Raw genomic sequence first — 14,213 nt, forward strand, 5'->3', positions numbered from 1 at the left:
GTCAGAGTTTTTGAATTTGGTAATTGAGATTTGTTATGTCGTTGAAATTTGTTATTCCATTTTTTAGACTGAATGCATTTTTATAGCCATTTGCCCGTAGCCATTTGGCTGCCTGCAAACTTCTAACTCCGGTTTCACAGTAGAAGTAAAAATGCTGCGTGAAAGCAAATCTGTTTAAATCAAGTAGTTTTAGTTCTGGTAATGGAATGTGCTTGCCGCCTATATTTTGAATTGCTCTTTCTGCTGCAGTTCTCACATCGATCACCTCAATGCCTATCGTCTGTGTCTTTCCTGCAAACTCTTCCGCTGTCAGTTCAATAGTTTTTTGTAAAGTGTTAAACCTGGAAATGCTTTTGTTGGCCGAAAATTTATTCGGGTAATAGGTGGTAAAGGTTGTCTGATTGTTCAACGACTCGAAAGACAGTAGTTTTCCGATTAATACATCCTCCTGTTGCAAGATGATTTTTATAACCTCATTAGCCATCATGGTTCCAATGATATTGGTTGTAATCATGTAAGCGCCAGTGTCTGCGCATGAAGGGATACCTGCTTCCTGGTCAGGTTCTGGGAAAAGACAACGAAGTGTTGCCGATTTTTGATAGTTGAATACTGTTAGGTGTCCGTCACTTTGGAAAATAGCCCCATAAACCAAGGGTTTGTTTTTTATTACACAGGCGTCATTGATTAAATACCTTGCATGAAAATTGTCAGTAGCATCTACGATAATATCATATGGTTCAATCAGTGTTAAAATGTTCTCTTCGTTCACAAAAAAGCAATGTTCATGATAAAGCAGGTAAGGGTTTTTAAGCCTGAGTGAATTGATTGCAATGGTTGTTTTAGACTTTCCGGTATCCGCATAATTAAAAAGCGTTTGCCTCGAAATATTTGAAGTGCTGATGATGTCTCCATCGGCAATGCCGATATTTCCTATTCCGGCAGCAGTCAGCGCTGTAAGACATGGGCAACCTAGTCCTCCTGCACCTATTACAAGAACCTTTGCACTGTTCAGCTTATGCTGACCAGTCATGGCTATAAAGTCTAACTTTAAATGACTCTTGTAATAGTTCTTGTTCATGCTCAAACGATCTTTTTTGTTACAATTTGTGCTTAGTTCTTTAGGCCTATATATACTAGTCCATTCTCTATTTTTACCGGATATGTTTGTATCGCACATTCATCCCCACTGAGGCATTCGCCTGTTGCCAGTGAAAAGGTTTTTTTATGAAAGGGACAGGCTATCTTAGGATCTTCTCCTGAGGACCCGATCATTCCACGACTTAGGGCCATTTGCTGGCGGTGTGGACAAAGATTTTGCGTAGCATACCATTCATTTCGGCGGGTAAAGTAAAACAGTGCAATTTGATCATCTCCACATTTCACACATACTCCACCATTCTCTACCGCATCCTCTACGCGGCAGGCTGCAAACCAGTTTGTTGTTGTTTCTATCATGATTTCTGTCTTTGGGGTTAAGCTAATGTCCAGTCAGCTGCTTTTTTCTGACCGCGCATCTCATCAAATTTTACACTAGGATCTTTTTCTTCTGGTGCATTTACAAAGTGATTAAATCGTTTTCTGATTTCCGGGTCTTCAATGGCTGTTTTCCATTCGCATTGGTAGCTGTCTACCAGCGCCTGCATTTCCAGCTCCCATTGTTCTGCCATGCCCAGGCTATCATTTACAACCACATTTCGTAAGTATTCCATGCCGCCTTCCATCTTGTTCAGCCATGGAGCGGTCCGCGTTAAAGGATCGGCGGTGCGGATGTAAAACATTAAAAAGCGGTCAATGTATTTAATGCAGGTGTCGCTATCCACATCAGCAGCAAGTAATAGGGCATGCTGCGGTTTGCTGCCTCCATTGCCGCATACATATAGGTTCCAACCTTTTTCTGTGGCTATAATTCCAAAATCTTTGCTTTGTGCTTCAGCGCATTCCCGGATGCAGCCACTAACGGCTGATTTTAATTTGTGAGGTGCGCGCAGTCCTCTGTAACGCTCTTCTATTCTGATGGCGTAGCTAACACTATCATGTAAGCCGAATCTGCACCAGGTGCTGCCAACGCAACTTTTTACGGTGCGTAAGGCTTTGCCATAAGCGTGCCCGCTTTCAAAACCAGCAGCTATTAGTTCTTCCCATATTAAGGGAAGGTCACTTAGGTGTGCGCCAAACATATCTATACGTTGTCCGCCGGTTATTTTGGTGTAAAGGCCGTATTTTTCTGCAACCTGACCTATAACAACTAGTTTCTCGGGAGTAATCTCTCCTCCCGGGATACGTGGAACCACAGAGTAGGTGCCTCCTTTTTGTATATTAGCTAAAAAGCGGTCGTTACTGTCCTGGGCGGTATCATTACCTTTTTTAAGAATCATGTCATTCCACAGACTCGCTAGAAGCGATGATACCAATGGTTTGCAAACTTCGCAACCATCTCCTTTGCCCAGATTATCCAGTACTTGCTCGTAACTTTTTAGGTTATGTATTTTTATCAGATCATAAAGTTCCTGTCTGCTTAAATGAAAGTGCTCGCAAACTACATTTCTAACGTATTTGCCATTTTGTTTCATGGTATGCAACATGAGGTCTTTTACCATAGGTATGCATCCGCCACATCCTGTTCCTGCTTTTGTGCATTTCTTCAATGCGTCAACTGATTCGCAACCATCTTCATTCACTGCATTACAGATTGTGCCTTTTGATATGCCTTCACAGCTGCAGATTAGCGCGTCGTCCGGAAGTCCTGCCAGTCCTGCGTTTTCTGTTTGGGAGCTGCCGCCTCTTGAACCTAGAATAAGGTCTTCAGGGTTGGGTGAGAGTAATATTTTGTTATTTACAGTTTGGAGCAACATGTTGTAAGCTTCAGCTTCTCCGATCAATATCCCGCCAAGTAGTTGTTTTCCATCATTGCTGATGTTGATGCGCTTATATATGCCTTTATGACTGTCTTCAAAAATAATAGATCTTGCATCCGGTTCTGTTGTGAAAGGGTCTCCAAAACTTGCCACATCCACACCAATCAATTTTAGCTTAGTGCTCATGTCAAAACCTTTGAAGGTTTTGTTATCGTCACACAGTTTAGCTGCTGCTACCTCGGCCATTTCGTAACCCGGGGCAATTAATCCATAAATGTTATGATCAAAGAGAGCGCACTCGCCTATGGCAAAAACTGCGGGATCACTGGTTTGCATATATTCATTTACAATAATCCCGCCTCTTGTTCCTACTTCAATACCCGAAAGTTTAGCTAATTCATCTCTTGGTCTTATTCCGGCAGAGATAACCAGCATATCTGTTTTTAATTCACTGCCATCATTAAATTTTAATGAGCTTATGCGGTCTGTGCCTTCAATACTGCTTGTCCCTTTATTGGTGTAGATGTTCAGGCCTAATGCTTTAAGTTTGCTTTGCAGCATTCCGCTTCCGGCGCTGTCAATTTGCCTGGGCATTAAACGAGGCGCAAATTCTATTACGTTTGTTTCTTCAAGGTTTAAGTCTATCAAGGCTTTTGCTGCCTCGAGGCCTAGTAATCCCCCTCCTAATACAGCACCTGTTTTAGCATAAGCTGTATAATTTTTGATCAAATTAAGGTCTTCGATTGTTCGATATACAAAAACGCCTTCTTTATCTATGCCAGGGATATCAGGTACAAAAGGAGCAGAGCCTGTAGCAATAATTAAATAATCGTAGGTTACTGTAAGACCTTTTGAAGAGTGTATTGTTTTATTGTCCCTGTCTATTTCTTTTACAGGGTCATTTAGATAAAGTGTTATTCCTTGTTCCGCATACCAGGTTTCTGTAGACAAAGATAAGTCGTCTGCAGATTTTCCGTTGAAGTATTCGCTTAGATGGACTCTATCATATGCCCTTCTTGGCTCTTCTCCGAAAATTATGAGGTCGAAATCGTTTGATTTGCTTATTATTTTTTCACAAAACTTATATCCGACCATTCCATTTCCAATTATGACTATTTTTTTGTGTTTCATGATCTTAGAATTTTATTATTTTGAGTGTAATTGAATTTGCAATATGGATTGTTGATGTTTTGTTTTGTATTTTAATCTAATTTGTTGTTTTTGTGCTTTAAATATTTGTATTTATATGGTTTTGTTGGTTGTATTTTGATTTTTGTATTGTTTCTGTTATTCAAATGTATGTTTTTGTGAGGTTAAAATCAAAATAATATGATATTAATCATTGAATAATTTATTTTTCATCGTATTTTTAATTGTTTATATAATTTTTATCAGTTATTTTGTGGAATATGTCGGAAATATTAGATGATTTTGGGTTATTTGTAATAGGAGGGGGTCCGGGAGATCCAGAATTGATTACTTTAAAAGGATATCGGGTCTTAAAAAGAGCGGAAGTGATACTTTATGATAATTTAATCAACACAAAGCTATTAGAACTGGCTCCGAAGGATTGTAAAATGATATATGTGGGTAAACAACCTTATGGAAACTATACTCCGCAGGAAGTTATTCATGATCTGATAAAAGAATATGCCTTAACACATAAGGTGGTGGTTCGTTTGAAGGGAGGAGATCCTTTTATTTTTGGAAGAGGATACGAAGAAGTTCTTTTTGCTGAAAAACATGGGATACCAGCTCATTATATACCTGGAATCAGCAGCATGCAAGCTGGTGGGTTCAGTGGTATTCCTTTAACACATCGTGGGGTTAGCGAAAGCATGTGGATTATTACCGGTACCAAAAAAGATGGTAGTTTATCTAAAGACCTTAAGTGTGCAATCAACAGTTCTGCAACGGTTGTTATTTATATGGGGATGAAAAAACTGGTAGAAATCGCTGGGATTTATAAGGATGCAGGGCTTGGAGATATGCCGGCAGCAATTATTCAACATGCAACATTGCCAAATCAGAAAAAGGTTGTTTGCAAAGCTGAAGATCTTTCTATAGCTGCTGCAGAGGGTGGACTTACCTATCCTGCAATCATTATTATCGGTAAAGTAGCAGACGCCCGGAGTTTTGAGTCCTGATACATTCACCGACTATTTTTCACAGTTCACCGGGGCTTTGTTTATTTCTGCCTTGTTAATCTTTTAACTGTGTGGCAGACCCTGCATCTTTATGCTATAATTTATAAGCTATGAGCACCGTGGTCTTTAAAACATCAGTACAAAACAGAATCGATATGATCGCTGTAAAACCTGTATTTAATTTGTTGTTTGGTAAGCAAAACTGGTTGTTTTCATTTGAAGACAAGTTGCTTAAAGTAATGTCGTCTGTCCCTTGTACAGACATGGTGAGGGCCATCTTAATGGAAAACGGTGTTTTATGTGAGGAGTTAACCTGAGGTAGAGAAACGGCTTATAAAGAAAAAGGCTCCTTATACCTATGTACAAGGAGCCTTTTTTGATTATTGAATATATTATTTAGCTGTTACGCTACTTGCTGTAGCTGCTTTAAACACATAAAGAATAAAATGTGCAGCTGCAAAAATCAATGAGAAGTAATATAAGCCCATATCCTTGCCATCGGTAATGTGGTGGTGAATGATGGCTACAATAACTAAAAGAACAGTTAATGCCAATCCTATGTAAGAAACTGTTTTAGTGCTTTTCATTAATGTTTCCTGTTTGTTGTCAGAAAGCAGACTGTTTTTCATACCATAGAACAGGTAAACATTTACCCCAATGATCATCCAAACCAATAAACGTACCCAGGTATCTAATGGTAAAAATACCATCATACCTAAACAAACTGCTACACCTAATATTGGAATTAATGGAACCAAAGGCACTTTAAATGCTCTTGGCAAATCAGGCATGCGTTTTCTTAAAATAACCACACCAATACATACCAGGATAAAGGCCAATAAGGTACCTATACTGGTCATCTCGCCAACTACAGTAGCTGGTACAAATGCAGCAAATAAACTTACAAATACCATGAACAATAAATTGCTCTTTGCAGGAGTGCTGTATTTAGGGTGTACTTTTGAGAATACTTTAGGTAATAAACCATCTTTACTCATTGAGAAGAATACCCTTGATTGTCCCAAAAGCATCACCAGGATTACTGAAGCGTAACCACCTAAAATAGCAAGGATAATCAATTTGTTTAACCATGGAAATGCTGGTGTAACTACACCTGCAGCATCCTTAGCCCCCATGTTGTCGATCGCAACAGCAACCGGAGCGATACCATCCTGACCTTTGAAAAGATCGTAGTTGGCAACACCTGTCATTACGTGTGCAAAAAGGATATATAGTATGGTACATATAAACAAGGAAACCAGAATACCAATTGGCATATCTCTCTTAGGATTCTTTGCCTCTTGTGCAGCTGTCGAAACCGCGTCAAAGCCGATATAGGCAAAGAATACAATTCCGGCGGCTCGTATTACACCTCCCCATCCGTGTGTAAACACGCTCTCATGACCAGGCTTGTCGCCAGGGATAAAATATGGAGTATAGTTCTCTGTGTTGATGTATTTCCATCCTAATAATATAAATATGAAAACAATCACCACTTTAATGGCTACAATAAGTCCGTTTATAAAAGCCGATTCGCTCGTTCCTCTGATCAATACAAAGGACATTAAGACAATGATAAATACCGCAGGTAAGTTAAACATCCCTGAAACCACCGTGCCATCTAACAAGGTAGCATGCTCAAAAGGCGACATCGTTACTTGTGGAGGGAGATGAAGGTCGTAATAACCCAAAAACTTGACCAGATACCTGCTCCAGCTAATGGATACTGTTGCAGCTCCCAAAGCATACTCTAACACTAAATCCCAACCAATTACCCAGGCTACAAATTCGCCCATCGTTGCATACGAATAGGTATAGGCACTACCAGCTACCGGGATCATTGATGCAAACTCAGCATAGCATAAGCCAGCAAAAGCACAGCCTATAGCTGCAATAATAAATGATATGGTGATGGCAGGACCAGCGTTGTTGGCTGCTGCAGAACCTGTAATGGAGAAAAGTCCGGCTCCGATGATGGCGCCAATACCTAAAGCAACCAGGTTTACCGGCCCAAGTGTTCTTTTTAGCGTTCCCTCACCGCTCTCTGCAGCTTCCATGGTGAGTAAGTCAATAGACTTTCTAAAATTCATAATTTGTGGTTTAGTTTAATAAGTTAGTTTTTGTAATGGTGATTAATTTGGATAATCTTTTTCAGCTGCACATTAATGCAAAATTCATAATTATCATATGATTGTCAAACCTAAAGAAAATATATCTAAAAATAAAAGGGATTTTTTTTAGAAATCCCTTTTATTTTTTAACAATATTGTTAACTATCGGATGGTAACGGTGGTATCTTTCACACTTTGAATCGTTTCGGTCACTGAAATGACTTTTGTAGGAATACCCGGAGCAGCTATAATCTCGATTTGCTTTAAATATGCTTTAACCTTTGCTTTGTCTGAAGCACTTACGGCAATATATGGTGCAATAACCAGTGAAACGATCGACATCAATTTGATGAGGATGTTCATTGAAGGACCTGAAGTATCTTTAAACGGATCACCAACAGTATCTCCGGTTACGGAAGCCTTATGCGGTTCTGATTTTTTATAATGCATCTCTCCATTGATGGATACACCTTTTTCAAATGATTTCTTGGCGTTATCCCATGCGCCACCGGCGTTCGACTGGAAAATTCCCATCAATACGCCCGAAACAGTAACGCCTGCCAATAAACCACCTAATATCTCGGCTGAGCTTACTAAAGGAAAAACTCCTTTGAACCCAAAGCCAACAATGATCGGAACCAGCAATGCAATAGCGCCTGGCAGCATCATTTCACGGATAGAAGCTTTAGTAGAGATGGCTACACATTTTTCATACTCAGGTTTAGCTTTATATTCCATAATTCCGGGGATTTCGCGGAACTGACGACGAACTTCCTGTACCATGTCCATAGCGGCTTTACCAACTGCTGCAATACATAGGGCCGAGAAAATGAAAGGAATCATGGCGCCTACAAACAGACCCGCTAAAACCGGGGCCTTATAAATGTCAATAGCATCGATACCGGCAACACCTACAAAGGCAGCAAATAGCGCCAATGAAGTTAATGCCGCAGAAGCAATCGCAAATCCTTTACCTGTAGCGGCTGTCGTATTACCAACGGCATCCAGGTTATCGGTGCGTTCACGTACTTCCGGAGGGAGTTGACTCATTTCGGCAATACCACCGGCATTATCAGCAATTGGTCCGAAAGCATCGATAGCCAGTTGCATCGCAGTAGTAGCCATCATACCTGCTGCGGCGATCGCCACTCCGTATAAACCTGCAAAGGCATAAGAGAAAATGATACCACCAGCTAAAACCAGGATAGGGGCAACAGTTGATTTCATGCCCACAGATAAACCACCAATGATGTTGGTGGCATGACCTGTTCCCGATTGCTGGATAATTGAATTAACAGGGCCTTTACCCATAGCCGTATAATACTCAGTAATGATACTCATTAAAGTACCTACCACTAAGCCTACAATGATGGAACAGTATACGTCCAGATTGGTAAAGCTAACGCCACGCAAATGTAAATGCGAGGGCAGCATGGCCATCACCACAAAATAAGAAGCAATGGCGGTAATCAGGATGGATCCCCAGTTGCCTAAGTTCAGGGCTGTCTGCACGTTTGAATCTTCGCCTTTAATGCGAACAAACCAGGTGCCTATGATAGAAAACAGAATTCCTAACCCGCAGATCACCATCGGTAGTAAAACGGGAGAAAAACCATTCAGGTTGTCTACTGCAACTCCATTTAATTTATCCACTACAATTTCTTGTCCCAGTACCATCGTTGCGAGAATGGTGGCTACGTATGAGCCGAACAAATCGGCACCCATACCGGCTACGTCACCTACGTTATCACCCACGTTATCGGCAATTGTAGCAGGATTACGCACATCATCCTCAGGGATGCCTGCTTCAACCTTACCTACTAAATCGGCGCCCACATCGGCTGCTTTGGTATAAATACCACCACCAACACGAGCAAATAAGGCTATTGATTCAGCACCTAGCGAAAAACCAGTCAGCACTTCAATCGCTGTTCTCATTTCTGTACTGTTGGCTTCAACTACATTAAATATCTGAAGGAAAACGATGAATAAACCTCCCAAACCTAAAATGGCCAAGCCGGCAACACCAAGTCCCATCACAGTACCACCGGTAAAAGATACCTTCAGTGCTTGTTTTAAGCTTGTTCTTGCCGCTTGTGTAGTGCGAACGTTTGCCTTGGTTGCGGCTTTCATCCCAATATATCCCGCTGTTGCAGAAAATACGGCTCCAATAATAAAGGCAATAGCAATGATCCAGCTGGAATGCAAGGGTATCCCGTTTATTTCATGTACCGTTCCGGAATAAGCCAATATAGCTGCGGTAAATACCACAAAAATACTTAGCACCTTCCATTCGGCTTTTAAAAAAGCCATGGCACCATCGGCAATATAGCCGGCCAGTTCCTGCATATTCGCATCACCTGCATCTTGTTTGTTTACCCATGCGCTCTTAATAGCCATTACCAGAATACCCACTAAGCCCATTGCTGGGATCATGTAAATTAAATTGTTTTGTAAAAACTCCATACTTTAATTCTTCTCGTTTAGGTTGTTTAATTTTTTCGTTTGGTTTTGCATATTCGTGATCCGCGGTGGTTCTTGATGCGTTTTTTCAAATAGGCTTTACAACAAAAATAGTTGTGTATATGTAATTAACAAATTTTTAATCAATTGATTGCTAACCTTTTTTTAAAATATAATCCATTGCGCATTTTTTTGCATTTGGGGCCACTTTTTATTTTACAGCTGCTTCATTTTAAAAAGAGGAAAATATTTTATTGAATATGAGTTTAATTGCCGTTTGGGGCGTCAAGTGTTCTGATTCCGTGAGTATCTGGTTGATATCAAGTCAAGGTGTCCTTTGACCAGGTTCTTAGTACCAAAGGAGGAAAAAAGGCGGTTCATAGGATGTTTAAAGGAGGTTCGTAGGGCCTGTAGACCTTTGAATAGCCTTTGAGTAACCTATGATGGACCTAAATTTAAAACGCTGTAATAGGAGGAAAGTAGAAGGCGTGGTAAGGTATGCCTTATGCCGTTATCCGACAAAAAATATATTGGTTTTAGCAGACAATACTGATTTTTAAATATCTTAGCGCCTAGGGATGTGCCTCCTGATTTCGATTTGAGAGATAAAAACCCTGGAAAACCAACCAAATTAAACCAAAAAAATGGAGAAAGAAAATCAGGATAGCTCTTTTAAAAGAGAGCTTGGGCTTTTAGATGGTACAATGCTTGTCGTTGGATCAATGATAGGTTCAGGGATATTTATTGTAAGTGCAGATATTACACGAAATGTGGGGAGTGCCGGATGGCTGATAGCCGTATGGGTAATCACCGGGCTGATGACCATGACTGCTGCTATAAGTTATGGAGAATTGAGCGGTATGTATCCAAAGGCTGGCGGTCAGTATGTTTATCTTAAAGAATCTTACAACAAATTGATTGCCTTTTTATATGGCTGGAGTTTTTTTGCGGTGATACAAACAGGTACTATAGCGGCAGTAGGGGTTGCTTTCTCCAAATTTGCAGCTTACCTGATTCCGGCATTGAGTGAAGACAATAAACTGCTTCAGATACAGACAGGGCTTGATAGTTGTAATAGTCCAACCTATTTTTCTGTAAGTTCTGCGCAGATCATGTCTATAGCGATTATAGCATTACTTACCTATTCCAATACCCGTGGTGTAAAAGGCGGAAAATGGATTCAGAATATTTTTACCTCCACCAAATTACTCGCGCTTTTCGGTTTGATTATCGCAGGTTTTGTCATGTTTAAGCCGGAAGTATGGAATGCTAACTGGACCAATACCTGGATGGCAACAAAGGCTGCGTTAGTAGATAGCTGTAACCCTGCTGCAGGATTCAGTGTAACCCCAATTGCCGGAACTGCCTTGTTGGGTGGTATTGCTGCCGCTATGGTAGGTTCTGTTTTTAGTAGTGATGCCTGGAACAACGTGACCTTTATCGCAGGTGAAATGAAAAACCCGAAAAGAAATATAGGGCTTAGTCTGTTCCTGGGGACACTTATTGTGACTATTATCTATGTATGTGCCAACCTGGTCTACCTTGCGGTGTTACCTATGGATGAAATAGCACATGCTACAAAGGATAGGGTGGCCGTAACAGCTTCTACAGTTATTTTTGGCGGTATGGGTACAGCATTGATTGCTGTGATGATCATGATCTCAACCTTTGGCTGTAACAATGGTCTCATACTTGCTGGCTCAAGGGTATATTATACCATGGCGCAAGATGGTTTATTCTTTAAAAGTGCTGGAAAATTAAACAAGCATGGTGTACCGCAATGGGCACTTTGGGCACAATGTCTGGTTGCCGCGATTCTTTGCCTCAGTGGTAAGTATGGCGATCTGCTGGATATGATCTCCTTTGTTGTAGTTATATTTTATGTACTTACTATCGGTGGTATTTTTATTCTCCGGAAAAGATTACCCCACGCTGAGCGTCCGTACAAAGCATTTGGCTATCCGCTGTTGCCGGCCATATATATTGTTCTGGGAATTAGTTTCTGTCTTTTGTTAATCTGGTTCAAACCACAGTTTACCTGGCCGGGACTTATTATCGTGCTTATCGGAATACCGATTTATTATTTAACCCGACCAAAGGAAATAGTTCAGTAGAGCGGAAAACGCTTTAAAACAATTGGAGGTTTATAGTTGGTTGATCATTGGCTTGTGCGTTTGACTTCGTGCTTTTAGGGGCTTTATGTTTACTGATCCAGTCTGTATAATCAGTCGGTTTAATTGGTTCTTTCAATAAACCTCCGGCGTACTGCATCAACACCATCCTGGTCTCAATCACCTGTCTGTATTTTTGCATCAGGTGTTGCAGTTGTTGCTGGATTTTGTTTTTTGGTTTAACCCTTATGTTCTTATTGAGTTGATTGATGAGTTGCAGGTTGAGCTCTTTGCTGAAATAGGTGATGGCCGATTCAATTCTGGCTTGCAATGCCTGTTGATCTTTAAAGCCAGTTTGTTGATGTAATTGTTTTACCTGGGTTTGGAAGCGGTCTGACAAGCCCAACAGATCATTAACTGATTTGTTGAGTTGCGCCAGTAAAGATTTGAATTCAGGAAGTATTGATTTGACAACCTCGGGGTTGGAGGCCATGGTCTCCAATCCGCTATAGATGCGACTGAAGGAGAAGTGATCCAGTACCAATTGAAGGATAAACCTTTCTTGCTCTTGAACCAAAATATTGTCCAACTCTTCTTCTTTCGACGGCTTCATGTAATTAATTACCTCTGTATTCGATCTTAAACTATCGGTACTGATCTTTGATTTTAAGATCAATCCGTTAAGTGTTCTAACACGACTTAAAGCCACATAAACCTGTCCGGCAACAAATGATTTCCCAGCATCAATAATGGCACTGTCGAATGTTAAACCCTGACTTTTATGAATGGTTACTGCCCAGGCTAATTTAATCGGGTATTGCGAAAACTCTCCTACTTGCTGCTGTACAATGGCTTCTTCGGTATCAGTTCTGTATTCGAAGGACTGCCAGGAGGTTTTTTCCAGCAGCAAATCTTCTTCTTGTGGAAAGGAGATATAGATTTCTCCCTCTCTAACAGATTTTACCTTGCCAATTTTTCCATTGTAGAATTTCCGGTTTTCGCCCGTATCGTTCTTGATGAACATGATCTGGGCACCTTCTTTCAGCTTCAGACTTTGCTCGGCCTGTAAACCAAATTCTCTGAACTCGCCACTCACTTCGCCTTCAAAGGTATATTCAGTACCCGAGAGTTCGTCCAACTTTTCCTTGTTGATGGTATTGGCTTCGGCATTGTGCGAAGTGATGATAATGGGACTTACCTCATCCGGATTATTGTATTCCGAATTGTATCTTTTATTTAATAGGGCCAGACCGGTTTCGTTGATCTGGTTGTTTCTGATATCATTTAATATATTGATGAACTCCGGTTCAGTTTGACGGAACACGGTTGTCAGCTCTATTTGCAAAACTGGATTTCTGCGGATGACCAGGGCATCAAAAAAATAAGGAGAAGGGTACGCTTTACTTAAAAAGGCCCAGTCTTCTCTTTTTGTTACCGGAGGTAATTGGTACAGATCGCCGATAAGCAGTAATTGTACACCACCAAACGGGGCATTGTTTTTTCTTACGCTACGTAATATGGCATCGATCACATCCAATAAATCGGAGCGTACCATTGATACCTCATCAATTACCAGTAGCGCCAGTTCATTAAAAAGACTTATCTTTTCTCTGCTATAGCTTAAATCGGAAACCATCGATTGAATGGATAGTATTCCTGATTGCAGGTTTTCCAGACTAATGTCGCCTGGAAAGAAGGAGCCTGGAGGCAATTGGAAAAATGAGTTGATGGTAGTGCCCTTGGCATTCATCGCTGCAACTCCTGTTGGCGCAATAATGGCCATCTTTTTCGAGCTGGTTTCTTTGATCCGTTTAAGTAGCGTTGTTTTCCCTGTACCGGCTTTTCCGGTCAGGAAAATATTCCTGTTCGTATACTCAATGAAAGAAAGGACCTTGTCGAAAATTGAATTGGAAGAACCGCCATTACTCATGCAGCAAATTTAATTGAATTTTTTGCTGTTGTGCCTATTGTTGAAATGTTTGTAATTGTGGATTTAATTCGTTTGTAGCAAGTGGTTATCTGACAGTTGTTTACTCGGAAAAGTCGATTATTGTAACAATAAATAACATATTGCTCATAAAAATAACTTTGTATCCGCCACCAAGATGTTAATAAATTCAGGAAAATTAATTAGATTTGCTAAAAATAGTAGTATTACTGATATTTAGCCGATGACTGTAACTGTACTTGCGATTATAGAACCAGATGTTAAGCCTGCACCACCGCTGGCAAAAGTGATGAACGAAAGACTTGTACGTTTTGCAAAAGAACTACAGGATACACACCTTAAGGGACTGGAAACTGTTGAGCCCTTATTTGACGATGTAGTGATTTACATCGGTTACAATAGTAAATATAGCGTTCGCTGGCAGATTGTTAACGATGTGCCTGCAAGTATTGAGACCGAAGTAGCTGATCAATGTGCGAAACTTGGTTATATCAAATGGAAAACAATGGCATTTGGTGTGATCAATAAATCTTAAAACTCCTTCCCGAAGATGAAAAATCTTTGTTACTCAGGGACAA

General features: G+C 40.5%; 10 protein-coding genes. 4 read left to right on the forward strand and 6 right to left on the reverse strand.

The features are described 5' to 3' along the window. Nucleotide 1: 1 nt before the first annotated feature. From B9A18_RS18180 to nirB, 3 genes are read right to left on the reverse strand one after another with little or no spacing between them, the layout of a single operon-like run. Nucleotides 2-1,078 (reverse strand): HesA/MoeB/ThiF family protein, encoded by a 1,077-nt coding sequence (locus B9A18_RS18180; protein ID WP_159452681.1) that lies wholly within the window; start codon nucleotides 1,076-1,078, stop codon nucleotides 2-4. A 32-nt stretch (nucleotides 1,079-1,110) separates the two neighbouring features. Beyond that, nucleotides 1,111-1,455: a nitrite reductase small subunit NirD gene (nirD, locus tag B9A18_RS18185; protein ID WP_084290970.1), complete on the reverse strand. Its 345-nt coding sequence runs from the start codon at nucleotides 1,453-1,455 to the stop codon at nucleotides 1,111-1,113. Between the two features lie 17 nt (nucleotides 1,456-1,472). Beyond that, nucleotides 1,473-3,986: a nitrite reductase large subunit NirB gene (gene nirB, locus B9A18_RS18190; RefSeq protein WP_084290971.1), complete on the reverse strand. Its 2,514-nt coding sequence runs from the start codon at nucleotides 3,984-3,986 to the stop codon at nucleotides 1,473-1,475. 278 nt (nucleotides 3,987-4,264) lie between these two features. Here nirB and cobA point away from each other — a divergent pair, with 278 nt between their 5' ends. Both cobA and B9A18_RS25175 read left to right on the forward strand, forming a co-directional pair. Then, a complete protein-coding gene (cobA, locus tag B9A18_RS18195; protein WP_084290972.1) occupies nucleotides 4,265-5,002 on the forward strand; it encodes a uroporphyrinogen-III C-methyltransferase in 738 nt (245 codons plus the stop codon). A gap of 155 nt (nucleotides 5,003-5,157) precedes the next feature. Further along, entirely contained in the window at nucleotides 5,158-5,319 is a 162-nt protein-coding gene (locus B9A18_RS25175) for a hypothetical protein (protein WP_159452682.1), read from the forward strand. Between the two features lie 75 nt (nucleotides 5,320-5,394). Here the strand turns inward: B9A18_RS25175 and B9A18_RS18205 are convergent, their stop codons facing one another. Beyond that, complete coding sequence (locus B9A18_RS18205; RefSeq protein WP_084290974.1) at nucleotides 5,395-7,092, reverse strand: amino acid permease; 1,698 nt, start codon at nucleotides 7,090-7,092, stop codon at nucleotides 5,395-5,397. A 183-nt stretch (nucleotides 7,093-7,275) separates the two neighbouring features. Beyond that, the gene (locus tag B9A18_RS18210; RefSeq protein ID WP_084290975.1) at nucleotides 7,276-9,579 is read right to left on the reverse strand and encodes a sodium-translocating pyrophosphatase; all 2,304 of its coding nucleotides are present in this window, start codon (nucleotides 9,577-9,579) and stop codon (nucleotides 7,276-7,278) included. Between the two features lie 641 nt (nucleotides 9,580-10,220). Between B9A18_RS18210 and B9A18_RS18215 the strand changes: the two genes are divergently transcribed. Next, entirely contained in the window at nucleotides 10,221-11,690 is a 1,470-nt protein-coding gene (locus B9A18_RS18215; RefSeq protein WP_084290976.1) for an APC family permease, read from the forward strand. 13 nt (nucleotides 11,691-11,703) lie between these two features. Here B9A18_RS18215 and B9A18_RS18220 read toward each other — a convergent pair whose 3' ends face one another. After that, on the reverse strand, nucleotides 11,704-13,617 hold the full coding sequence (locus tag B9A18_RS18220) for an ATP-dependent DNA helicase (protein ID WP_084290977.1): 1,914 nt from the start codon (nucleotides 13,615-13,617) through the stop codon (nucleotides 11,704-11,706). 241 nt (nucleotides 13,618-13,858) lie between these two features. Between B9A18_RS18220 and B9A18_RS18225 the strand changes: the two genes are divergently transcribed. Next, a complete protein-coding gene (locus tag B9A18_RS18225; RefSeq protein WP_084290978.1) occupies nucleotides 13,859-14,170 on the forward strand; it encodes a hypothetical protein in 312 nt (103 codons plus the stop codon). Nucleotides 14,171-14,213: the final 43 nt, after the last annotated feature.

Source organism: Pedobacter nyackensis, assembly GCF_900176505.1.
GTDB lineage: Bacteria > Bacteroidota > Bacteroidia > Sphingobacteriales > Sphingobacteriaceae > Pedobacter > Pedobacter nyackensis.